Raw genomic sequence first — 21,501 nt, forward strand, 5'->3', positions numbered from 1 at the left:
TCGTTGGCCAGCAGCACCGGCAGCTTGGGCATCAGGGTGCCGAGCTTGAGGGTGCTCTTCGAGGCGCGCAGTTTGGCGGTCAGGCCCAGTTCGCCGTATTCGTCCTGGGCGCTCTTGGGGGCTTCGCGATCTCGCTTGAGCAGACCGGAGCCGGCACGGTCGGGGCTGGAGTCCAGCTTCACGCCCAGTAGGCCGATGGCGTCCAGGCCGACGCCGATGCTGCCCTCGGTGAAGCCCGACTCGTAGCGCAGGAGGAAGCCTTGCGCCCATTCCTCGGCCTTGGACTGCGGCGCGGCGTGCTGGCGGAAATCACGATTGAAGTAGAAGTTGCGCAGTTCCAGGCTGGCTTTCGAATCCTTGATGAAGTCCGCTGTGGCGGTGCCGGATAGACCGAGGGCGCCGCCGGACAGCAGTAGGACGGTGGTGAGGGGGTTACGGGTCATCGTGATTCCTCTTGTTGTTGTTTTTTCAGGTACTGCGGAATAAAAAAGCGCGGCCCAAAGGAGCCCAGGCCGCGCCACGCTCAAACGTCAGAACTGTTCGCTGGAAAGGCCGAAGAGCGGCTCGGCGCCAGTGCGGATGCTGGCCTCCAGGGCGAGGGTGCGCGGCAGCAGGCGGCGGAAGAAGAACTCGGCGGTGGCCCGTTTGGCACCGTAAAAGGCCTCGTCCTCGGCTTGACGCGCCTCGGCTACGGCAGCCATGCGCGCCCATAGCCAGGCGTAGGCCACATGGCCGAAGAGCTGCAGGTATTCCACCGAGGCAGCGCCCACTTCGTTGGGGCTGCGGCTGGCCTGGGCCAGCAGCCATTCGCTGGTGCCCTCCAGGCGCCCGAGTGCTTCCAGCAGCTCGGCGGAGTAGGGCGCGGCGGGTTGGCTGGCGAAGGCGCGCACCTCGGCGCAGAACAGCTTGAGCGCGGCGCCGCCATTGGCCACTACCTTGCGGCCGAGCAGGTCGAGGGCCTGGATGCCGTTGGTGCCTTCGTAGATCTGCGCGATGCGTACATCGCGTACCAGTTGTTCCTGGCCCCATTCGCGGATGTAGCCGTGACCACCGAACACCTGCTGGCCGAGCACGCAGCTGTCCAGGCCGGTGTCGGTGAAGAAGGCCTTGGCCACCGGAGTGAGCAGGGCCACCAGGGCCTCGGCGCGCGTGCGTTCGTCGCTGTCATCGGTGTACTTGGCCAGGTCCAGTTGCTGGCCGACATAGCAGGCGAAGGCGCGGCCGCCCTCGGTCATGGCCTTCATGCTGAGCAGCATGCGGCGCACGTCGGGGTGATGGATGATCGGGTCGGCCACCTTGTCCTGCGCCACCGGGCCGGTGGGTGCGCGGCTCTGGATGCGCTCGCGGGCGTAGGTCACGGCGGCCTGGTAGGAGGCGTCGGCGCAGCCAATGCCCTGGATGCCGATGGACAGACGCTCGTAGTTCATCATGGTGAACATCGCCGCCAGGCCCTTGTTGGCTTCGCCGATCAGCCACCCGCAGGCGCCGTCGAAGTTCATGACGCAGGTGGCCGAGGCCTTGATGCCCATCTTGTGTTCGATGGAGCCGCAGGACACGGCGTTCTGCTCGCCCAGCGAACCATCCGCACTGACCATGACCTTGGGCACCAGGAACAGGGAGATGCCTTTCGGACCAGCCGGCGCGTCCGGCAGCTTGGCCAGCACCAAGTGGATGATGTTCTCGGTCAGGTCCTGTTCGCCGCCGGTGATGAATATCTTGGTACCGGTGATGCGATAGCTGCCGTCGGCCTGGGGTTCGGCCTTGGTGCGGATGATGCCGAGGTCGGTACCAGCCTGTGGTTCGGTGAGGCACATGGAGCCGGCCCAGCGCCCTTCGTACATCGGGGGCAGGTAGGTCTGTTTCAGGTCGGCACTGGCGTGGGCGTCGATGGCCAGGCAAGCGCCGGAGGACAGCGCGGAATACAGGGCGAAGCTGGAGTTGGCGGCATAGAGCATTTCCTCGAACTGCACGGCGAGCATCTTCGGCATGCCCAGGCCGCCGAAGTCCGGATTGCCGGAAAGCCCTACCCAGCCACCCTCGATGTAGGTGCCGTAGGCCTCCTTGAAGCCTGCCGGGGTGCTGACCACACCCGCGTGCCACTGCGCGCCTTCTTCGTCGCCGCTGCGGTTGAGCGGGGCGATGAGCTGCCCGGTGACCTTGGCCGCTTCTTCCAGGATTGCGTCGGCGGTATCGGCATCGACCCGTTCGGCCAACGCAGGCAGGCGCGCCCAGAGGGACGGGGCGTCGAAGACCTCATGCAGGACGAAGCGCAGGTCGCGCAGCGGGGCGTTGTATTCGGGCATGGCGAGGAACCTCTGTTACGGCGATTGCGGGAAGGCACGGCCCGCAGGCCGTGCCGGATGGATCAATGGCTGCTGGCGGCCGCAGCTCCCAGGCCGGTCTGGGCGCGGACGAATTGGTCGGCGTAGGCGGCCCGCTCGCGGCTTGCGCGGGCGCTGCGGTCCAGGCTGGAAACCAGAACGATCACCGCGAAGGCCAACGGCATGGAGAACAACGCCGGGTGGTCATAGGGGAAGATCGCCTTGGCATGGCCGAGCACCGTCACCCACACCGCTGGCGAGAGGATCACCAGCACCAGGGCCGACACCAGGCCGACGAGGCCGCCGCAGAGGGCGCCACGGGTGGTCAGGCCCTTCCAGTACATGGCCATGATCAACACAGGGAAGTTGGCCGACGCGGCGACGCCGAAGGTCAGGCCGACGAGGAAGGCGATGTTCATCTGCTCGAACAACAGACCCAGGCCGATGGCCACCAGGCCCAGGCAGACGGTGGCGATGCGGCTCACGCGCATTTCATCCTTCTCGCTGGCACGGCCTTTCTTCAGCACGCTGGCGTAAAGGTCGTGGGAGATGGCCGAGGCCCCGGCCAGGGCCAGCCCGGCGACCACGGCGAGGATCGTGGCGAAGGCCACGGCGGAGAGGAAACCGAGGAACAGGTTGCCACCCACGGCCTGGGCCAGGTGCATGGCGACCATATTGCCGCCGCCTACCAGGGCTCCGCCCAGCTTGCCGTCGACGAAGTACTGCGGGTCGGTACCAACGATGACGATGGCGGTGTAGCCAAGCACGCACACCACCAGGAAGAAGAAACCGATGAAGCCGGTGGCGAACAGTACCGAGCGGCGGGCTTCCTTGGCGTTGGGCACAGTGAAGAAGCGCATGAGGATGTGCGGCAGGCCGGCGATGCCAAACACCAGGCCGAGGGACAGCGAGACGGCATTGATCGGGTCGGCCAGCATCGAGCCGGGGCCCATGATGCCGTTGCCGATGGCATGGGTTTCCACCGCGCGACCGGCCAGCTCCTCGAAGCTGAAGCCGAACTCGCTCATGGCCATCAGCATCAGGGTGGTGCCACCAGCCAGCAGCAGGACAGCCTTGACGATCTGCACCCAGGTGGTGGCGATCATGCCGCCGAAGATCACGTAGACCAGCATCAGCACACCGACCACCACCACCGCCAGTTGATAGTCCAGGCCGAACAGCAGCTTGATCAGCTGACCGGCGCCGACCATCTGCACGATCAGGTAGCAGCAGACCACGGTCAGCGAGCCGAGGGCGGCGAAGCTGCGTACGCGGGTCTGGTCGAGGCGGTAGGAGACGATGTCGGCGAAGGTGTACTTGCCCAGGTTGCGCAGGCGCTCGGCCATCAGGAAGGTGATCACCGGCCAGCCGACGAAGAAACCGATGATGTAGACGAAGCCATCGTAGCCCTTGGTGAATACCAGGCTGGTGAGGCCCAGCAAGGTGGCCGCGGACATGTAGTCACCGGCAATGGCCAGGCCGTTCTGGAAGCCCGAGATACCGCCGCCAGCGGTGTAGAAGTCGGCGGTGGAGCGGGTGCGGCGTGCGGCCCACCAGGTAATCGCCAGGGTGGCGAGGACGAAGACGAAGAACATGCCGATGGCATGCAGGTTGAGCGGTTGCTTCTGCGCGGTGATGGTGTCTGCGAAGGCGCTCAGAGGTGCCAGGGCGAAGAGGGCGAGGAGGGCTTTCATGCCTGGGCCTCCGCGAGGATTTCGGTGCTGAGGCTGTCGAAACGGGTGTTTGCGCTGCGCACGTACCAGGCGGTCAGCAGCCAGGAAAGGACGATGATGGCGGCGCCCAGCGGGATGCCTCGACTGAGGTGGCTGCCCTCGTAGAGTGGCATGTGCAACCAGCCGGGGACGAAGGCCACCAGCATGATGAACAGGTAGTAGACGCCCAGCACCACGGCGCTGAGCGACCAGGCGAGCACCGCGCGTTGGCGTGCCAGACGTTGGAACTTGGGGTTTGACCGGATGCGGTCGCAGCTTTGGACGTGAGGTGTGTTGTGGGTACTCATGACGGGCTCCGCTTGTTGTTGTTGTCGATGCCTGTTGCCGGCCGCCGCAGCTTTTTCGGGCATGCGACGGCCCTTGGTGGCAACCGCTGGCTGCCACCCTGTTCTTGAAGCGCTGCTGTGTCCGGCCGCTGCCGGAAGCGGGTTAGAGGTTCTTCGCCATATCCCGAAGGACGTACTTCTGGATCTTGCCGGTGGAGGTCTTCGGCAACTGGGTGAAGATCACCGTCCTCGGCACCTTGAAACCGGCCAGGTGTTCGCGGCAGAAAGCGATGATGTCGGCCTCACGCGTTTCCTGCTGGTCGGCCTTGAGGGTGATGAAGGCGCAGGGGGTTTCACCCCATTTTTCGTCCGGGCGCGCCACCACGGCCGCTTCCAGTACCGCTGGGTGGCGATAGAGCACGCCTTCCAGTTCGATGGTGGAGATGTTCTCGCCACCGGAAATGATGATGTCCTTCAACCGGTCGCGGATTTCCACGTAGCCATCCGGGTGCCAGACCGCCAGATCGCCGGTGTGGAACCAGCCGCCCTCGAAGGCTTCGCTGGTTGCGCTGGGGTTCTTCAGGTAGCCCTTCATGACGGTGTTGCCGCGCATGAAGATCTCGCCGATGGTCTGGCCGTCCATGGGGGCGGGTTCGAGGGTCTTCGGATCAGCCACCATCACGCCTTCCAGGGTGGGGTAGCGCACGCCCTGGCGGGACTTGATGCGGGCGCGCTCTTCCAGCGGCAGCTCGTCCCATTCCTCGTGCCAGGCACAGACGGTCACCGGCCCGTAAACCTCGGTGAGGCCGTAGACATGGGTCACGCGGATGCCCATTTCCTCTACGGCACCAATCACCTTGGCCGGCGGCGCGGCGCCGGCCACCATGGCGTTCACCGGGTGGTCGATGGCGGCCTTGGCCGATTCGGGCATGTTGACCAGGGCGTTGAGCACGATGGGCGCACCGCACAGGTGGCTGACCTGGTGTTCGCGAATCAGGTTGAGGATTTTCTGCGGGTCGACCCGGCGCAGGAAGACGTGCACACCTGCCAGCGCGGTTACGGTCCAGGGGTAGCACCAGCCGTTGCAGTGGAACATCGGCAGCGTCCAGAGGTAGACCGGATGGTTGCCCATGTTCCAGGTCATCTGGTTGCCAAGGGCGTTCAGGTAGGCGCCACGGTGGTGGTAGACCACGCCCTTGGGATTTCCGGTGGTGCCAGAGGTGTAGTTCAGGGAGATGGCCTGCCATTCATCCTCGGGCCATTGCCAGGCGTAGTCCGGGTCGCCTTCTGCCAGTAGCGCTTCGTAGTCCAGCTCACTCACGGCCACGCCCTCGCCGTATTCCGGGTCCTCGACGTCTATCACCAGCGGTGGGTGGTCGAGCATGCCGATGGCGGCGTGGATCACCTCATGGAACTCGCGGTCGGTGATCAGCACCTTGGCTTCGCCGTGCTGCAGCATGAAGGCAATGGCTTCGGCGTCCAGGCGCACGTTCAGGGTGTTGAGCACCGCGCCGATCATCGGCACGCCAAAGTGCGCCTCGAGCATCTGCGGGATGTTCGGCAGCATCACCGCCACGGTGTCACCCTTGCCAATGCCACGGCCGACCAGGGCCGATGCCAGGCGCCGGCAACGCGCATAGGTCTGCGCCCAGTTGCGGCGGATGGAGCCGTGGATCACGGCCGGGTAATGGGGGTAAACGGCGGCAGTACGCTCGATGAAGCTGAGGGGGGAGAGGGCGATGTGGTTGACGGCAGCAGGGGCGAGGCCCTGATCGTAGATCGACATGCTGGATACCCGGCGGCTGATTATTAGCTCTTCTGCACCGGCGCATCTGGAAGAGGCCGGTAGCTCTCTGGGGTGATTTATATACCAAGTTCACAATGGTATGGAAGTAGTTCTATAGTCATATAGTAAAAGTACTATATTATTTCTGTTCCTTCTGCAGGCCGGTATATCCTTGCCCACCCCCCAGCCGCTGGACTCGCCATGACCCAGACCCCGGTTCGACTTCACACTTGGCTGCGCCTGCAACGCGAGGGCGTGCCCCTGGCGGCCCGCGCCGATGCTCTGTGCAGGGCGTTGCGCGGTTGCGCTGAGGTGCGGCAGGCCTTCTATCTGAGCTGGCAATCCGGTGCGCGCATTTACAGCCATGAGGGCAGTTGCCAGCAGCTACCACCAGGGCAAGGTGATCCGCTGCAGGCCAGCGACGAACGTCTGGTCGAGCGTCTGGCAGAGGATGGGCGGCTGTCGTTGCATCAACTCCGCCAGCTCGATTGCTGGCTGGCTGGCCGCCTGCGCCGGGCCGCGATCAGCCATGGCCAAGCGTTCGACCTGACGCTGGAGATCGGCCAGCAGGGGCTGCTGCTGGTGGAAGTGCACGAAGACGTGGGGCTGGATTGGCTGGGCTGCGTGCACGAGTTACTCACCACTCTGCTCGGCAGCGTCAACGGCCTGTTGCGCGCTTCGCCGTTGCTAGGCCATGACCCGCAGCCGAGCCTGCTGGTGGATGCCGGGGCCGCCCCACTGGAACTGAACGCCGCGCTGCTGGCGATGCTCGGGGAAATGCCCATGGCCGAGGTGCTGCGCTTTTTGCCGGTGAACCATGCCTCCCTGGTGCGTGCCTGCCTGGCCCAGGAGCGCGCCATCGAAGGGGTGGAGGCCCAGTGCGGCGAACGCGTGCTGGTCTGGACCTATATTCCCGATCCGCGGGAGCAGCGGGTGTTGGCGCGCTGCCGCGAAGCGACCACGCAGATCCTCGCCGAGCGCGAGGCGGCACGGGCGCGTCGCCTCTACCGGTTGATCACTGAGAACACCACTGACCTGATTTCCCGGCATACCCCCGAAGGTCGCTTCCTCGACGCCTCGCCGGCCTCCTGGACCCTGCTCGGTTACTGGCCGGAAGAGCTGCGCGGACAGCTCGCCCAGTGCCTCTTTCATCCCCAGGAGCTGGCCCAATTGGTGCAGCGCGCCCGGGATGCGCTGGAGCAAGACGGTTACCACACCATGACTTACCGCATCCGCCATCGTGCAGGGCATTACCTCTGGTTCGAGACGGCCAGCCGCGCTATCCGCGAGACCTACACCGGGGCAGTGGTGGAGGTGGTCAGCGTGTCCCGCGACATCACCGCGCGGGTGCAGGCCGAGGAGAACCGGCGGCGCCTGGCCGAGGTGGTGGAGGCCAATACCGACCCTGTGCTGTTCGTCGACCCCGCTGGGCACATCACCTACCTCAACCCGGCCGCCCGCCGGGCTCTGAGCCTGGAGGCTCGACAGCCAATGCCGGCGCTGGCCGAGGTGATGCTGGCGGACGATCTTGCGCGCCTGCAGCGGGAGGGCTGGCGCACCGCCGAGCGCAAGGGGGTGTGGAGCATCGATTCGCGGCTGCTGCCACCGGACGGCGGCGCGTCGGTGCCAGTGTCCATGGTGCTGCTGGCCCACAGTACGGCGGGAGGCGAACGCTACTACTCGCTGGTGGCCCACGACATGACCGAGCGCGAGTTGCGCGAGGCCCAGCAGCGTCGCCACCAGGATGAGCTGGCGCATACCGCGCGGCTGGTGACCCTGGGAGAACTGGCCTCCGGCATCGCCCACGAGATCAACCAGCCCCTCGCCGCGGTCGTCAACTACGCCAGTGCCAGCCAGCGCTACCTGCAATCCCTGGGCAGCAACCCCAAGGCGGCGGAGCGAGTAGCCCAGGGGCTGGAGCGCATCACCGAACACGCCAACCATGCCTCGGAAGTGATCAAGCGGCTGCGGGCCTTCCTGCGCAAGGGGCAGCGCAAGATGCAGGCGCTGAACGTGGCCGAAGTGGTCCGCGAAGCGGTACGGCTGTGCGCCTGGGAGGCCAGCGCCTGCCAGGTGGCGATCGCCGAGCAATTACCGGACAATCTGCCGCCGGTTTACGCCGATCGGGTGCTGCTCGAACAGGTGCTGCTCAACCTGCTGCGCAACGCCATCGACGCCAACCGCGAGGCTCATCCGGGACGGGAATCGATGATCCGATTGGCGGCCTCGGCGCAGGACGGCCAACTGCTCATCGAGGTTTGCGATCAGGGGCCAGGGCTTGGCGAAGAGGAACTGGGGCGCATCTTCACCCCCTTCTACACCAGCAAGCCGGATGGCCTGGGCCTGGGGCTGTCGATGAGCCGCAGCATTATCGAAGGATTCGGCGGCGCACTGGACGGGATGCCGAACGGGGAGGGCGGGCTGCTCATGCGTTGCCGCCTGCCGCTGCAATAACAAGAAGGCAACAGGAGCGATTTGATGTCCAACAGTGGCGAACAGGTGGTCTATGTGGTGGATGACGACCAGGGCATGCTCGATTCCACGGTCTGGCTCCTGGAGTCGGTAGGCCTCAAGGCGCTGCCCTTCACCAGCGGCCGTGCCTTCCTCGACGCCTGCGATGCCAGCCTCGACGCCTGTGTATTGCTCGACGTACGCATGCCCGGAATGGGTGGCCTCAATGTTCAGGAGGAAATGCGCAGCCGCGGCCTGGACCTGCCGGTGATCTTCGTCAGTGGACACGCCGATGTGCCGATCGTGGTACGTGCCTTCAAGGCGGGCGCCCATGATTTCATCGAGAAGCCCTACAACGAGCAGCTCCTGCTGGATAGCGTGCAGCAGGCATTGTCGCGCGTCGACCACCAGCGCACGGTCTCGGGCGGCCAGGGCCAGTTGCAGGAGTGCCTCGACAGCCTGACTCCGCGTGAGCGCGATGTGCTGCTACCGCTGGTACAGGGCTACACCAACCGCGAGATTGCCGAGCAGTTGGACATCAGCGTGAAGACCATCGACCTCTATCGTGCCCGCGTGATGAAGCGCATGCAGGCCGAACGCCTGCCTGACCTGGTGGGCATGGCCATCGCAGCGGGCCTGGTTGACCCTCTGAAACTGCGTTAGGCCTGGTTGTATGCCGGGCCAGGTGGCGGGGCCCTGCGGTCCAAGAGCCTTGTAGGAGCTAGCTTGCTAGCGAAACGGGGCCATTCGCTGGCAAGCCAGCTCCTACGGGCAATGCAGCTACTTGCAACACTTAATGAAGACGCAGCCATTTCAATCACGGATGATCTCACACCCGCGGCCAGGTTTAATGTTTATCCGTTGCTTAACTAAAGATAGGAAAACCTGAATTTTATTCACCCATCCCGCCGTGCGAGCCTCCAACGCATTCCAATAACACGGCTTTTCCCATGGGTTGTTCCACCGCGCACCAATCGTTGCTGGCCGCCTTGCCCCTCGGGCTGGTTCGCGCCGCGCGCCGTGCTCCGGGAATTGCCCCGACGGTCCAGTTCTCCCGCAAGTGGGCCAGCCACCTTCTGATTTCCCTGCCGCTCGAACTCGCTTTCTGGGCGCTCTGGCATTGCCGTCACGCTCGTCCGCCGGATAGCGCTCTCGTCTGATCGGGCCGCCACCGCAGCGGCTACCTCACCCCAGAAAGAGAAATTCGACCCTTGCCCGCAGCGGCGAGGGTCAGATTGCGTGCCCACGGGCACTAAAGAGAGCGACATGACATTTGCCAGCGTGCAGGAAGCCCGGGATTTCCTCGAACAGAATCCGGATATCGACGCATTCGAAGTCTTCATCCTCGACGCCAATGGTGTGCCTCGCGGCAAGCTGTTGCATCGCGACGAGCTCCTCGCCGTTTACGAAAGCGGCCGTCCGTTACCCAGCACCATCCTCGGCCTGACCATGCACGGCGAGGATGTGGAAAACTCCGGCCTGGTGTGGGATGTGGGCGATATCGACTGCCGCGCCTATCCGCTGGCCGGCAGTTTGGTGCGCATGCCCTGGCGCAAGATGCCCACCGCTGCCGTACAGGTCAGCATGCACCCGCAGGAGGGGATGCCCGCCGCGATCGCCGACCCGCGTCATGTGCTGGTGGAAGTGATCGATCGTCTCAAGGCCGATGGTTTCTACCCGGTAATGGCCTGCGAGCTGGAGTTCTACCTGCTGGACCAGAAGCGCGACGCCGATGGCCGTCCGCAGCCGGCGCTGGATGCCGATGGTCATCGTCCGCGTGGCACCCAGGTCTACGGGCTGCGTGAGCTGGAGCAGATCGAGCCGTTCCTCGCCGATCTCTATGCAGCCTGCAAGGCCCAGGGCATTCCGGCGCGTACCGCGATCTCCGAATACGCGCCTGGCCAAGTGGAAATCACCCTCGAACACGGCGATGCGCTGCAAGCCATGGATCAGGCTGTGCGCTACAAGCGCCTGGTGAAGGGCGTCGCCCACGCCCATGGCATGCAGGCCTGCTTCATGGCCAAACCCTTCGCCGAGATCGCCGGCACCGGCATGCACATGCATGTGAGCCTGGCTGACGCCGAAGGCCGCAACCTCTACGCCAGCGAAGACCCCGCCGGTACCCCGCTGCTGCGCCAGTCCGTGGGGGGCATGCTCAAGAGCCTGCTGGATTCGCTGCTGCTGTTCTGCCCGAACGCCAACTCCTATCGCCGTTTCCAGGCCAACAGCTACGCGCCCCTGGCACCGACCTGGGGTGTGGATAACCGCACCGTGAGCCTTCGCGTTCCGGGTGGCCCGGCCAACAGCCGGCACATCGAGCACCGCATCTGCGGCGCCGACGCGAACCCTTACCTGGCGGCGGCGGCCATCCTGGCCGGCATCCATCGTGGTATCCGCGAGGACATCGATCCGGGTAACCCGATCGAAGGCAACGGCTACGCCCAGGCGACGGAGTTGCTGCCCACCGACTGGCTGACGTCGCTGTGCGCCCTGGAGCAATCCAGCTGGGCCCGCGACGCGTTCGGCACGGCCTTCCTGGGCGTCTACCAGGCGGTGAAGCGCGCCGAGTACCGCCAGTTCATGTCCGAAGTCGGTGAGCAGGACTGGCGCTGGTACCTCAACCAGGCCTGAGCCGGCGAACGACTGTCCGTTTCTGTTTGTGGGAGCGAATTCATTCGCGAATCGCTCCCCGGTATTGAAGGCCCCCAGAGGCCAAAAAGGATCCACCCCATGACCGCTGCAATCAAACACCCACTGCCCGCCGCCGAGCGCGCGCCCTCCTATTACTCCGCGACCCTCAACGAGGAGACCGCCTATCCCACCCTCGACGGTGAGGTGAATGTCGACGTCGCCATTATTGGTGGCGGCTTCACCGGCGTGGCGACGGCGGTGGAGATGGCGGAGCGCGGCTACAAGGTGGCCCTCGTGGAGACCCACAAGATTGGCTGGGGCGCCACCGGCCGCAATGGCGGCCAGGTGACGGGCAGCCTCTCGGGCGATGCGGCCATGCGCAAGCAGATGAGCCGGTTCCTGGGCAAGGATGTGGACGACTTCATCTGGTACCTGCGCTGGCGCGGCCACGAGATCATCAAGAGCCGGGTGGCGAAGTACGGCATCCAGTGCGACCTCAAGCACGGCCATCTGCATGCGGCGATGAAGGCCTCGCACATGGACGAGCTGAAGGCCTCCTATGAGGAAGCGGTACGCCGTGGCCTGGGCGACGATGTGACCCTCCTGGATGCGGCCGGCGTGCGCGAGCACCTGGACTCCGACCTCTACGTCGGCGCCATCAAGAACACCCGCAACATGCACCTGCACCCGCTGAACCTGTGCATCGGCGAAGCCAAGGCCGCTGCCAGCCTGGGCGCGCTGATCTTCGAACATTCCGAGGTGCAGGACATCATCCACGGCGATCGCCCCGCGGTGGTCACCAGCCGCGGCCGGATCAACGCCCAGCAGATCCTGCTGGCCGGCGACGTCTACCACAAACTGGAGCGCAAGAAGCTCAAGGGCATGATCTTCCCGGCCATGGGCGGGATCGTCACCACCAAACCCCTGGGTGACCTGGCCAAGGAACTCAATCCGCAGGACCTGGCGGTGTACGACTGCCGTTTCGTGCTCGACTACTACCGCATGACCGCCGATGGCCGCCTGCTGTTCGGCGGTGGCGCCAACTACTCCGGCCGCGATTCCCGCGATATCGCCGCGGAGCTGCGACCCTGCATCGAGCGCACATTCCCGAAACTCAAGGGCGTGGAGATCGACTTCAAGTGGAGCTGCGCCATGGGCATCGTGATGAACCGCATCCCGCAGCTGGGCAAGCTGTCGAAGAACGTCTGGTACTGCCAGGGTTACTCCGGCCACGGCGTGGCGACCACCCACATCATGGGCGAGGTCATGGCCAACGCCATGAGCGGCAGCCTGGAGAAGTTCGACACCTTCGCCCAATGCCAGCACATCCGCGTGCCGCTGAGCGAGCGCCTCGGCAACCACATGCTGGCGGTGGGCATGTGGTACTACCAGATGATGGAAAAGCTGCGCTGACCGATTTGTTGTGCGTCCTTACAGCCGGCCTCGTGCCGGCTTCTTTTTTTCTGGCTGCACTGAATGTTGCAAGTAGCTGCATTGCCCGTAGGAGCTGGCTTGCCAGCGAATGGCCCCTTTTCGCTAGCAAGCTAGCTCCTACAACCGCTAACGGACAACAAAAAGCCCCGCATTTGCGGGGCTTTTCGGGCAAGGCGCCATTACAGGTCGAAGTCGTAGTCGGAGAGCTGTTTCTGCAGGCGGCGTTCTTCGAGGTAGTTGTCGATGATGCGGCGCTTGGTCAGGTTGGTCTTCGCGGTTTCGGCCGGGGCATCCGAATCGTCGGCTTCCTCGGAGACGAATTCCTCTTCGAGTTCGATTTCTTCTTTGGCAGTGGTCATAAGGTTCACTCCACAATGCGGGGCGCTATTGGCGCACCTTATAACCACAAAGCCAGAGCCGGTAAAAAAGATTTTTTCAATCAGATACCTGAGCGATTCAATAGGACATCAATCGTCAGAAGTCTTCGCCTTGTATTCGCACAGATCTTCGATGCGGCACGCACCGCAGCGCGGTTTGCGGGCTACGCAGACATAGCGGCCATGCAGGATCAGCCAATGGTGGGCGTCCAGCAGGAATTCTTTTGGTACGAACTTCAGCAGCTTTTTCTCCACTTCCAGCACGTTCTTGCCGGGGGCGATGCCGGTGCGATTGCTGACCCTGAAGATGTGCGTATCCACGGCCATGGCGGGTTGGCGGAAGGCGGTATTGAGCACCACGTTGGCCGTCTTGCGACCGACGCCGGGCAGGGCCTCGAGGTCCTCGCGGTTGTCCGGCACCTGGCTGCCATGTTTCTCGATGAGGAGGCGGCAGGTCTCGATGACGTTCTTCGCCTTGCTGTTGTACAGGCCGATGGTCTTGATGTACTCCGACAGGCCTTCAACACCCAGCGCATGGATGGCTTCCGGGGTATTGGCCACCGGGTACAGCTTGGCTGTGGCCTTGTTCACGCCGACGTCGGTCGCCTGCGCGGAAAGGATGACCGCTATCAGCAGCTCGAAAGGCGTGCTGTAGGCCAGCTCGGTGGTGGGGTTGGGGTCATCGTCGTGGAGACGACGGAAGATTTCGTAGCGTTTTGCGGCATTCATTGGGAATCAGCGGTCCGGTTGGTCAAGTGGCGCAGCAATGCCAATAGCGTACCCAGCAGGATAAAGGCTCCGGGCGCGAGGGCGAACAGCGGAATGCCATCGGCACCGAACTGCAGGCGCCAGTCGAGCGCGACAGACCCCAGCAGCCAGTCGAAGTGGGTGAACAGGCTGGCATGTCCAAGGACTTCCCGCAGGGTACCCAGCAACAGGGCGAGTAACGTGAAGACAAGCCCGGCGTACAGGCCATCGACGGCGTCCGTGGACTCCATTGCGGCCAATTGCAGGCAGGGCACTACCAGCAGGTAGAGGTAAGGGCCGAGGGCGCGATGCAACTCGAAGGCGCCAGCCTGTAGCAGCAGGCTGGCCAGGCTCGCCAGCAGGGCGGCCAGCAGCAACGCGCCGAGCCAGTAGCCGGCATCTTGCAGATGGCGGCGCAGGATCGGCAGGACCAGGGCAAATACTGCCAGTACAGGCAAGCCAGCGAGGGCAATCCCCACGCCCTTGATCAGCAGGTCCGTGGCACCCAACAGCAGGGCCAGCCCTATCAGGTCGAAATGCCGGACGCTCATGGCGATGGGCTCCTGAGCAGTATTTGGCGATGGCCATCGAAATATTGCAGCGCGTGCTGGACGGCACTGACCACGGCGCGGGAGGTGATGGTGGCGCCGGCGATCTGGTCGAATTCGCCCTTGTCGGCCTTCACTCGCCATTCCGCTTCGGGATGGCCGGCCAGGGAGGCGTCGGCGAAGATTTTCAGCCAGGCGCTGCGAGCGGGTTCTATGCGGTCGCCAATTCCTGCGGTTTCCCGGTGGCCGAGAACTTTGGTGGCCAGCAGGCGGCCGTCTGGGCGTATGGCCAGCAGCAGGTGGATCGGGCCTTCGTAGCCCTTGGCAGTGGCCGGTAGCAGGACGGCGGTCGGCGTGCCTTCGCGTGTGGCGAGCCAGGCGCGGGTTGGCGCCGGATCGCCCAGCAGTTCGCTGGCGGGCAGTGCAATGGGGTGGGCCAGGGGATGGTTGTCGTAGCTACCTGGCGGGAGCAGGTCGAGCAGGGCGCGCTCATCGGCCGCCTGGCGTTCGGCGTCGATGCGGCTGTCGAGCAGTTGGCTGGTGGCGATCAACACGGCCAGGCAAAGCCCAGCCAATGTCGCCAGCCATGCCAGGCTGCGCCCGTTCATGGCTGCGTCTCCTGGCCGCGCGCGGCCAGGCGGTCGAGGGTCGGCACCACCAGGTTCATCAGCAGGATGGCAAAGGCCATGCCGTCCGCATATCCACCCCAGGTGCGTATCACATATACCAGCACGCCTGTACCGACTCCGAACAACAGGCGCGCGCGATCACTCCCGGCGCCGGACACCGGTTCGGTGGCGATGAAGAAGGCGCCGAGCATGGTCGCGCCGCTGAACAGATGGAGCAGGGGAGAACCATTGGAATCCGAACCGGAGCCGTTCCAGCACAGGAGGCTGACCACGAAGAGACCCGCCAGCAGGCCAACCGGCGCGTGCCAGCGAATCACCTTTCGTTGCAGCAGGAACAGGCCGCCCAGCAGGAACGCCAGATTGACCCATTCCGCACCACGGCCACCAAAGCTGCCAAAGGCGTGATGGCTGGCGAAGAGTTCGTCGATGGTCAGGCGGTTGTTGTGCTTGAGGCTGTCCAGCGCGGTGGCCTGGCTCCAACCATCCACCAGCCCGCCGCCGAAACCCAGCACCTGCTGCAGGGATTCACCCAGGCCGGGGTGCTGGCCGGGCGTGGGCCACTGGTTGAGCTGAGCCGGGAAGGCCACCAGCACCAGGGCATAGCCGAGCATGGCCGGGTTGAACGGATTCTGGCCAAAGCCGCCGAACAGCGCCTTGCCGAACAACAAGGCGAAGGCGCAGGCGCAGGCGGTCAGCCACCAGGGCGAGTAGGGCGGCAGGGCCAGCGCGAGCAGCACTGCACTGACCAGGGCACTGCCTTCACCTAGCAAGGGTTGGTTGAGGAGTGACGACTCCGGTAGGGCGGGCTGCTGGCGCAGGCGGCGCACCAGGGTCTCGCAGGCGAGGGCGACCGGCAGGGCGACCAGCAATTGCAGGACGCTGCCCCAGCCGTATTGCCAGAACAGCGCGAGAAGGCCCGGCAGGCAGGCGACCAACACCAGCTGCATGCTGGGGCGCGGGTCGAAGGCCGGGCGCGTGGTCATGGCCGGACTCGCAAGAAATTGTAGGAGCGAGCTTGCTCGCGAAGAATGCAATTCCACGTCCGTTCGCGAGCAAGCTCGCTCCTACAGGGGCTACAGCCGGGTCTGTTCATGTAACCTTTGCTCAGCCTTGTGCAGGCGTTCGCGGGCCTGGGCCAGCGCTGCCGGGTCGGCGTCGGCCTGGCGTTCCAGCTTGCTGACGTCGGCGCGGGCATAGGCCAGTTCGGTTTTCAGCGCGCGCACGGCCGGGTCCACGGGGCGCTTGTCGATGCGCTGGAGGTCCGGCGGCTGCTTGCCGGAGGCATCCTCGGCGGCGTGCAGGGCGGTTTCGGCATCGGCCAGCGCCTGGCGCAACGGAGCCAGTTCCGCTTCGCCGGCGCCGCGCTGTTCGGCGCCCTTGAGCTCGGCGCGACGGCTGACGAGGGCGATCTTCGCCTGTTTGAGGCGCGTTTCACCTTCCGTGGCTACCGGTGACGCTGGGTCGCCATGAGCAGCGTCCAGGCGTTGCTGTGCTTGGTCCACGGCGGCGCGCAGTTCAGCCAGCTGGGACTGTTGTTCGGCAGTGGGGGATTCGCCAAAGGCTTTCTCGGCCCGCGCCAGCTGGGTGCGGCTCATGGCGGCAGCGATCTTCGCCTGCTTGAGGGTGGCTTCGTCTGCCTGTGGCGCAGCGGCGTCCAGGGCCGCCTTGAGCGCGGCCTGGGCTTTCTCGTTGGCGGCACGCAGTTCGACGACCAATGCCTGCAGGTCGGACGTGCCGTAAACCTCCAGCTTGTCTTCGGCCTTCTTCAGCGCCACCTGAGCCATGGCGGCCTCGATCTTCAGGCGCTTCTGCTGGTCGCTAAGACTGGGGATGGCAGCCTTCTGCGCCTTTACCCGCTCGATGGCAGCCTGAACAGCGTCCAACGGCGCTGCGGTGGTGCTCTGCTGGGCCTGCGCGGCGCGGGCGGCACGGGCCTCGCGATCGGCACGGCGGCGGGCGTCGTCACGGGCGAGACGTGCATTGCGAAATTCGAAACGTTGGCGGAACTGGTCGGCGTGCTGGCGCTGGGCGCTGGCAGCCGGTTCGGCCAGGGGCAGGATGTCGATGCAGTCCACCGGACAGGGCGCCACGCAGAGCTCGCAGCCGGTGCATTCGTCGGTGATGACGGTGTGCATCTGCTTGGCGGCGCCGACGATGGCGTCCACCGGACAGGCCTGGATGCACTTGGTGCAGCCGATGCATTCTGCCTCGCGGATGAACGCGATCTGCGGCGGCACCGGGCCGTTGGGCGCATCCAGCGGCAAGGGCTGGACCTTCAACAGTTCGGCCAGGGCATGGATGGTGGTACTGCCGCCGGGTGGGCACTTGTTGATCGCCTCGCCCTGGGCGATGCCTTCGGCGTAGGGCTTGCAGCCGGGGTGACCACACTTGCCACACTGCGTTTGTGGCAGGAGGGCATCGATGCTCTGGATCAGGTTGGCCTGGCTCATTGCGCCCCCATGCCATTGAAGCCGAGGAAGGCCAGACCCATCAGGCCAGCGCACACCAGCAGCATCGGCGTGCCGCGGAACGCGACCGGCACCTTGGTTTCATCCACTTGCCGCAGCAGATCGTCCAGCAAGGTCAGCACCAGCCAGAAGCCCAGGCCGCCGCCGAGGCCCAAGCCAATCGTCGAGGCGAAACCGCTTTCGCTGCCGATCAGCATGGCGCCTAGTGCCGCACCGTTCGCCAGCAGCAGGGGCCAAAGGCCTTCGCGGGGCAGGTTTGGTCGCACACGGCCGACGCCTTCGAGGCAGAGCCAGGCGAGCGGGGCGAGCAAGGGCAGGTAGATGAACAGACGCAGCGCACCCAGCTCCAGCGGCGCCAGTACGAACTGGTCGAGCAGCCAGGCGAGCGGGGTGGCCAGGGCGATCAGGCCGCCACCCGCCAGGGCCAGCGCCCGGCTGCGCGGCTGACGCAGGCTGTCGGCGCCAAGGGGCAGGCCGAGGATGAGGTTGCTGGCCAGCGCTGCACCGAGCAGGGCGAAGATGAAGTCGGTCATAGGGACGGAGCGTCGCCAGGCTGAAAAAAGGGCCGCGTATTATCCGGAATGCAGCCGGAGCGGTACAGGGGGCAGCCGCGATGGCCGGCGCCCTGATACAAGGCTAGCTCAGGTCCATGCGGATTCGGTCGGCGGGCAGAAGTCAGCGATGGGTATCGCTTCGCTCCAGCGGAGCGCCGCCCGCCACATCCTACGTATGGAGAAGGGGCGAAGCTCTGAAGCAAAAACGCCCGCATAGGCGGGCGTTCTGCTGAGGCGCGTTTACTTCACGCGCTGACCGGGCTTGGCGCCGCTGTCGGGGCTGAGCAGGTAGATTTCCTCGCCACCGGGGCCGGCAGCCAGGACCATGCCTTCGGAGACGCCGAACTTCATCTTGCGCGCCGCCAGGTTGGCGACGTACAGGGTGAGGCGGCCTTCCAGCTTGCTCGGGTCCGGGTAGGCACTCTTGATGCCGGAGAAGACGTTGCGCTTGGCGTCGCCGATGTCCAGGGTCAGGCGCAGCAGCTTGTCAGCACCTTCGACGAACTCGGCCTTCTCGATCAGCGCGATGCGCAGGTCCACGGCGGCGAAGGTGTCGAAGGCGATTTCCGCCGCCAGCGGGTCCTTCGTCAGTTCGCCGTTGCCCTTGGGCGCCGACGCGGCGGCCAGGTCTTCTTTGGAAGCGGCGACCATGGCTTCGATCTTCGCCGGGTCGATGCGGGTCATCAGCGGGTTGAACGGGTTCAGCTGGTGGTCGGCCAGCAGCACCTTGTGGTCGTCCCAGCTCAGCGGAGCAACATTGAGGAACTGCTCGGCGGCGACGGCCAGTTGCGGCAGCACAGGCTTGAGGAAGATCACCAGCTGACGGAACAGGTTCACGCCAGCGGCGCAGACTGCCTGTACCTCGGCCTGCTTGCCTTCCTGCTTGGCCAGGGACCAGGGCGCCTTGTCGGCGATCCAGGCGTTGGCACGGTCGGCGAGCGCCATGATTTCGCGCATGGCACGGGCGAAGTCACGGTTTTCATAGGCTTCGGTGATGCTCGGGGCGGCGGCGGCGAACTCGGTGAACAGCTCTGGCGCGGCGTTCTCGGCCACCAGCTTGCCGGCATTGCCTTTGTGGATGAAGCCGGCGCAACGGCTGGCGATGTTGACCACCTTGCCCACCAGGTCGGAGTTCACCTTCTGCACGAAGTCCTCGAGGTTCAGGTCGAGGTCGTCGACGCTGCGGCTCAGCTTGGAGGCGTAGTAGTAGCGCAGGTATTCCGGCTGCAGGTGATCCAGGTAGGTGCGCGCCTTGATGAAGGTGCCGCGGGACTTGGACATCTTCTGGCCGTTCACGGTCAGGTAGCCGTGTACGTTCAGCGCGGTCGGCTTGCGGTAGCCGGCGCCTTCGAGCATGGCGGGCCAGAACAGGGCGTGGAAGTTGACGATGTCCTTGCCGATGAAGTGGTACAGCTCGGCGTTGGAGTCCTTGTTCCAGAAGGCGTCGAAGTCCAGTTCCGGACGGCGTGCGCAGAGGTTCTGGAAGCTGGCCATGTAGCCGATCGGGGCGTCCAGCCAGACGTAGAAGTACTTGCCGGGGGCGTCCGGGATCTCGAAGCCGAAGTAGGGCGCATCACGGCTGATGTCCCATTCCTGCAGGCCGGCGTCCAGCCATTCGGCGATCTTGTTGGCCACCGAATCCTGCAGGGCGCCGCTGCGGGTCCACTCCTTCAGCATGGCGTCGAAGTTCGGCAGCTTGAAGAAGTAGTGCAGGGATTCCTTGAGCACCGGAGTAGCGCCGGAAATGGCGGATTTCGGATTCTTCAGCTCGGTGGGCGAGTAGGTCGCGCCGCACACTTCGCAGTTGTCGCCGTACTGGTCGTCGGCCGCGCATTTCGGGCAGGTGCCCTTGATGAAACGGTCGGCCAGGAACATCTGCTTGTCCGGGTCGAAGTACTGGGTCACCGGGCGGGTGGCGATGTGGCCGGCGTCGCGCAGCTTGGTGTAGATGCTGCTGGACAGCGCGCGGTTCTCTTCCGAATGGGTGGAGTGGTAGTTGTCGAAGTCCACCAGGAAGTCGGCGAAGTCGGTGGTGTGCTCGGCGCGCACGTTGTCGATCAACTGCTCGGAAGAGATGCCTTCCTTTTCGGCGCGCAGCATGATGGCCGAGCCGTGGGCGTCGTCGGCGCAGACGTAGACAGCCTGGTTGCCACGCATCTTCTGGAAGCGCACCCAGATATCGGTCTGGATGTACTCAACCATATGCCCGAGGTGGATGGACCCGTTGGCATAGGGAAGGGCGCTTGTCACAAGGATCTTGCGGGGCTCGCTCATGGTGCTCGGCTACCGGATATGGAACAAAAGGGAAGTCGGCAACTATATAGGCCCGGCGCGATTTTTTCACCCGTGGACGACCCAGCGGTGAGGTGGTCGGGTAGGATAGCCGCCTGATTTGCTCGGTCTTTCCGGAGTCATGCGATGAGTAGCCTTTCCCGCGCCCAGGTCGAAGCCACCCTGCGCCAGTTCACCGATCCCCACCTCGATCAGGACCCGGTCAGCGCCGGCTGTCTGCGCGAAGTCGACATCCAGGGCGGCAACGTCCGCGTGCGCCTGGAGCTCGGCTATGCCGCCGGCCTGTTCAAGGCTGGCTGGGCACAGATGCTGAAAATGGCCCTGGAAAACCTCGACGGCGTCGACCGCGCCGAGGTTCAGGTGGATTGCGTCATCGAGGCGCACAAGGCCCAGGAGCAGGTGCCTGCGCTGGCCGATGTGAAGAACATCATCGCCGTGGCGTCCGGCAAGGGCGGTGTGGGCAAGTCCACCACCGCGGCCAACCTGGCCCTGGCGCTGGCCCGTGAAGGTGCGCGAGTGGGCATTCTCGACGCCGATATCTACGGTCCCAGCCAGGGCATCATGTTCGGCATTCCCGAAGGCACCCGGCCGAAGGTGCGCGACCAGAAGTTCTTCATTCCGTTGGAAGCCCATGGCGTGCAGGTGATGTCCATGGCGTTCCTGACCGACGACAACACCCCGGTGGTGTGGCGCGGCCCGATGGTTTCCGGTGCGCTGATCCAGCTGATCACCCAGACCGCCTGGGAAGACCTCGATTACCTGGTCGTGGACATGCCGCCGGGCACCGGTGACATCCAGCTGACCCTGGCGCAGAAAGTACCGGTGGCCGGCGCGGTGATCGTCACCACCCCGCAGGACCTGGCGCTGCTGGATGCCAAGAAAGGCGTGGAGATGTTCCGCAAGGTGAACATCCCCGTGCTGGGTGTGGTGGAGAACATGGCTGTGCACATCTGCTCCAACTGCGGTCACGCCGAGCATCTGTTCGGCGAGGGTGGCGGCGAGAAGCTGGCGGCCCAGTACGGCGTGGATCTGCTGGCCTCGTTGCCGCTTTCCATGGCCATCCGCATGCAGTCCGATGGCGGCAAGCCCACCACCATCGCTGACCCGGAAAGCCAGATCGCGATGATCTACCAGCAGGCGGCCCGCTGCGTCGGCGCGCGTATTGCGCTGTCCGACCAGGCCGCGACCGCCATGCCGAACATCACCATCAGCGACGACTGACGCTCCGGCCATCCGGCGGGGCCTTTGCCGAGGCTTCCGCCGG

Annotated in this window: 18 protein-coding genes; 5 read left to right on the forward strand and 13 right to left on the reverse strand. The window is 64.9% G+C overall.

Features of this window, described 5'->3' with window-relative positions:
• The 5 genes from E8E95_RS08645 to E8E95_RS08665 all read right to left on the reverse strand — a co-directional run.
• On the reverse strand, positions 1–443 hold a 443-nt coding region (locus tag E8E95_RS08645; RefSeq protein ID WP_280349464.1), incomplete at its 3' end, for an OprD family outer membrane porin.
• An 87-nt stretch (positions 444–530) separates the two neighbouring features.
• Positions 531–2,303 carry an acyl-CoA dehydrogenase C-terminal domain-containing protein gene (locus E8E95_RS08650; RefSeq protein WP_280349465.1) on the reverse strand — a complete coding sequence of 591 codons (1,773 nt, stop codon included), beginning with the start codon at positions 2,301–2,303 and terminating at the stop codon, positions 531–533.
• Positions 2,304–2,365: 62 nt separating this feature from the next.
• A complete protein-coding gene (locus E8E95_RS08655; protein ID WP_280349466.1) occupies positions 2,366–4,015 on the reverse strand; it encodes a cation acetate symporter in 1,650 nt (549 codons plus the stop codon).
• Positions 4,012–4,341, reverse strand: coding sequence for a DUF485 domain-containing protein (locus E8E95_RS08660; protein WP_179060937.1), 330 nt, complete (start codon positions 4,339–4,341; stop codon positions 4,012–4,014). The genes E8E95_RS08655 and E8E95_RS08660 overlap by 4 nt, the downstream gene beginning before the upstream one ends.
• Positions 4,342–4,483: 142 nt before the next feature.
• Positions 4,484–6,106, reverse strand: a complete 1,623-nt coding sequence (locus E8E95_RS08665) for an acyl-CoA synthetase (protein ID WP_280349467.1) — start codon at positions 6,104–6,106, stop codon at positions 4,484–4,486.
• Between the two features lie 201 nt (positions 6,107–6,307).
• Between E8E95_RS08665 and E8E95_RS08670 the strand changes: the two genes are divergently transcribed.
• The 4 genes from E8E95_RS08670 (at position 6,308) to E8E95_RS08685 (ending at position 12,601) form a co-directional block, all read left to right on the forward strand.
• The gene (locus E8E95_RS08670; RefSeq protein WP_280349468.1) at positions 6,308–8,560 is read left to right on the forward strand and encodes a PAS domain S-box protein; all 2,253 of its coding nucleotides are present in this window, start codon (positions 6,308–6,310) and stop codon (positions 8,558–8,560) included.
• Positions 8,561–8,584: 24 nt separating this feature from the next.
• Positions 8,585–9,220 carry a response regulator transcription factor gene (locus E8E95_RS08675; RefSeq protein WP_280349469.1) on the forward strand — a complete coding sequence of 212 codons (636 nt, stop codon included), beginning with the start codon at positions 8,585–8,587 and terminating at the stop codon, positions 9,218–9,220.
• A 603-nt stretch (positions 9,221–9,823) separates the two neighbouring features.
• Entirely contained in the window at positions 9,824–11,188 is a 1,365-nt protein-coding gene (locus E8E95_RS08680; RefSeq protein ID WP_280349470.1) for a glutamine synthetase family protein, read from the forward strand.
• A 99-nt stretch (positions 11,189–11,287) separates the two neighbouring features.
• Entirely contained in the window at positions 11,288–12,601 is a 1,314-nt protein-coding gene (locus E8E95_RS08685; protein WP_280349471.1) for an FAD-binding oxidoreductase, read from the forward strand.
• Between the two features lie 200 nt (positions 12,602–12,801).
• On the opposite strand, the gene E8E95_RS08690 is transcribed toward E8E95_RS08685, so the two are convergent.
• From E8E95_RS08690 to metG, 8 genes are all read right to left on the reverse strand, one after another.
• A complete protein-coding gene (locus E8E95_RS08690) occupies positions 12,802–12,981 on the reverse strand; it encodes a hypothetical protein (RefSeq protein WP_179060931.1) in 180 nt (59 codons plus the stop codon).
• Positions 12,982–13,089: 108 nt separating this feature from the next.
• Complete coding sequence (nth, locus tag E8E95_RS08695) at positions 13,090–13,728, reverse strand: endonuclease III (protein WP_280349472.1); 639 nt, start codon at positions 13,726–13,728, stop codon at positions 13,090–13,092.
• Positions 13,725–14,297, reverse strand: a complete 573-nt coding sequence (locus E8E95_RS08700) for an Rnf-Nqr domain containing protein (protein ID WP_280349473.1) — start codon at positions 14,295–14,297, stop codon at positions 13,725–13,727. Before E8E95_RS08700 ends, nth begins: the two co-directional genes overlap by 4 nt.
• The gene (locus E8E95_RS08705) at positions 14,294–14,902 is read right to left on the reverse strand and encodes an RnfABCDGE type electron transport complex subunit G (protein ID WP_280349474.1); all 609 of its coding nucleotides are present in this window, start codon (positions 14,900–14,902) and stop codon (positions 14,294–14,296) included. Before E8E95_RS08705 ends, E8E95_RS08700 begins: the two co-directional genes overlap by 4 nt.
• Positions 14,899–15,906 (reverse strand): RnfABCDGE type electron transport complex subunit D, encoded by a 1,008-nt coding sequence (locus E8E95_RS08710; protein WP_280349475.1) that lies wholly within the window; start codon positions 15,904–15,906, stop codon positions 14,899–14,901. Before E8E95_RS08710 ends, E8E95_RS08705 begins: the two co-directional genes overlap by 4 nt.
• A gap of 90 nt (positions 15,907–15,996) precedes the next feature.
• Positions 15,997–17,373: an electron transport complex subunit RsxB gene (gene rsxB, locus E8E95_RS08715; RefSeq protein WP_280349476.1), complete on the reverse strand. Its 1,377-nt coding sequence runs from the start codon at positions 17,371–17,373 to the stop codon at positions 15,997–15,999.
• The gene (locus tag E8E95_RS08720; RefSeq protein WP_280349477.1) at positions 17,370–17,924 is read right to left on the reverse strand and encodes an Rnf-Nqr domain containing protein; all 555 of its coding nucleotides are present in this window, start codon (positions 17,922–17,924) and stop codon (positions 17,370–17,372) included. Before E8E95_RS08720 ends, rsxB begins: the two co-directional genes overlap by 4 nt.
• Positions 17,925–18,185: 261 nt before the next feature.
• Positions 18,186–20,219 (reverse strand): methionine--tRNA ligase, encoded by a 2,034-nt coding sequence (gene metG, locus E8E95_RS08725; RefSeq protein ID WP_280349478.1) that lies wholly within the window; start codon positions 20,217–20,219, stop codon positions 18,186–18,188.
• A 144-nt stretch (positions 20,220–20,363) separates the two neighbouring features.
• Between metG and apbC the strand changes: the two genes are divergently transcribed.
• Positions 20,364–21,458: an iron-sulfur cluster carrier protein ApbC gene (gene apbC, locus E8E95_RS08730; protein ID WP_280349479.1), complete on the forward strand. Its 1,095-nt coding sequence runs from the start codon at positions 20,364–20,366 to the stop codon at positions 21,456–21,458.
• The last annotated feature ends 43 nt before the right edge of the window (positions 21,459–21,501 follow it).

The organism is Pseudomonas sp. BN414 (genome assembly GCF_029871275.1).
Classification (GTDB): Bacteria; Pseudomonadota; Gammaproteobacteria; order Pseudomonadales; family Pseudomonadaceae; genus Metapseudomonas; species Metapseudomonas resinovorans_C.

Coding starts and splice junctions, on each gene's coding strand:
- E8E95_RS08675 (WP_280349469.1), top strand. CDS start 8,585: ATGTCCAACAGTGGCGAACAGGTGGTCTATGTGGTGGATGACGACCAG.
- E8E95_RS08655 (WP_280349466.1), bottom strand. CDS start 4,015: ATGAAAGCCCTCCTCGCCCTCTTCGCCCTGGCACCTCTGAGCGCCTTC.
- apbC (WP_280349479.1), top strand. CDS start 20,364: ATGAGTAGCCTTTCCCGCGCCCAGGTCGAAGCCACCCTGCGCCAGTTC.
- E8E95_RS08690 (WP_179060931.1), bottom strand. CDS start 12,981: ATGACCACTGCCAAAGAAGAAATCGAACTCGAAGAGGAATTCGTCTCC.
- E8E95_RS08710 (WP_280349475.1), bottom strand. CDS start 15,906: ATGACCACGCGCCCGGCCTTCGACCCGCGCCCCAGCATGCAGCTGGTG.
- E8E95_RS08650 (WP_280349465.1), bottom strand. CDS start 2,303: ATGCCCGAATACAACGCCCCGCTGCGCGACCTGCGCTTCGTCCTGCAT.
- nth (WP_280349472.1), bottom strand. CDS start 13,728: ATGAATGCCGCAAAACGCTACGAAATCTTCCGTCGTCTCCACGACGAT.
- E8E95_RS08665 (WP_280349467.1), bottom strand. CDS start 6,106: ATGTCGATCTACGATCAGGGCCTCGCCCCTGCTGCCGTCAACCACATC.
- E8E95_RS08670 (WP_280349468.1), top strand. CDS start 6,308: ATGACCCAGACCCCGGTTCGACTTCACACTTGGCTGCGCCTGCAACGC.
- E8E95_RS08680 (WP_280349470.1), top strand. CDS start 9,824: ATGACATTTGCCAGCGTGCAGGAAGCCCGGGATTTCCTCGAACAGAAT.
- E8E95_RS08685 (WP_280349471.1), top strand. CDS start 11,288: ATGACCGCTGCAATCAAACACCCACTGCCCGCCGCCGAGCGCGCGCCC.
- E8E95_RS08700 (WP_280349473.1), bottom strand. CDS start 14,297: ATGAGCGTCCGGCATTTCGACCTGATAGGGCTGGCCCTGCTGTTGGGT.
- rsxB (WP_280349476.1), bottom strand. CDS start 17,373: ATGAGCCAGGCCAACCTGATCCAGAGCATCGATGCCCTCCTGCCACAA.
- E8E95_RS08720 (WP_280349477.1), bottom strand. CDS start 17,924: ATGACCGACTTCATCTTCGCCCTGCTCGGTGCAGCGCTGGCCAGCAAC.
- metG (WP_280349478.1), bottom strand. CDS start 20,219: ATGAGCGAGCCCCGCAAGATCCTTGTGACAAGCGCCCTTCCCTATGCC.
- E8E95_RS08660 (WP_179060937.1), bottom strand. CDS start 4,341: ATGAGTACCCACAACACACCTCACGTCCAAAGCTGCGACCGCATCCGG.
- E8E95_RS08705 (WP_280349474.1), bottom strand. CDS start 14,902: ATGAACGGGCGCAGCCTGGCATGGCTGGCGACATTGGCTGGGCTTTGC.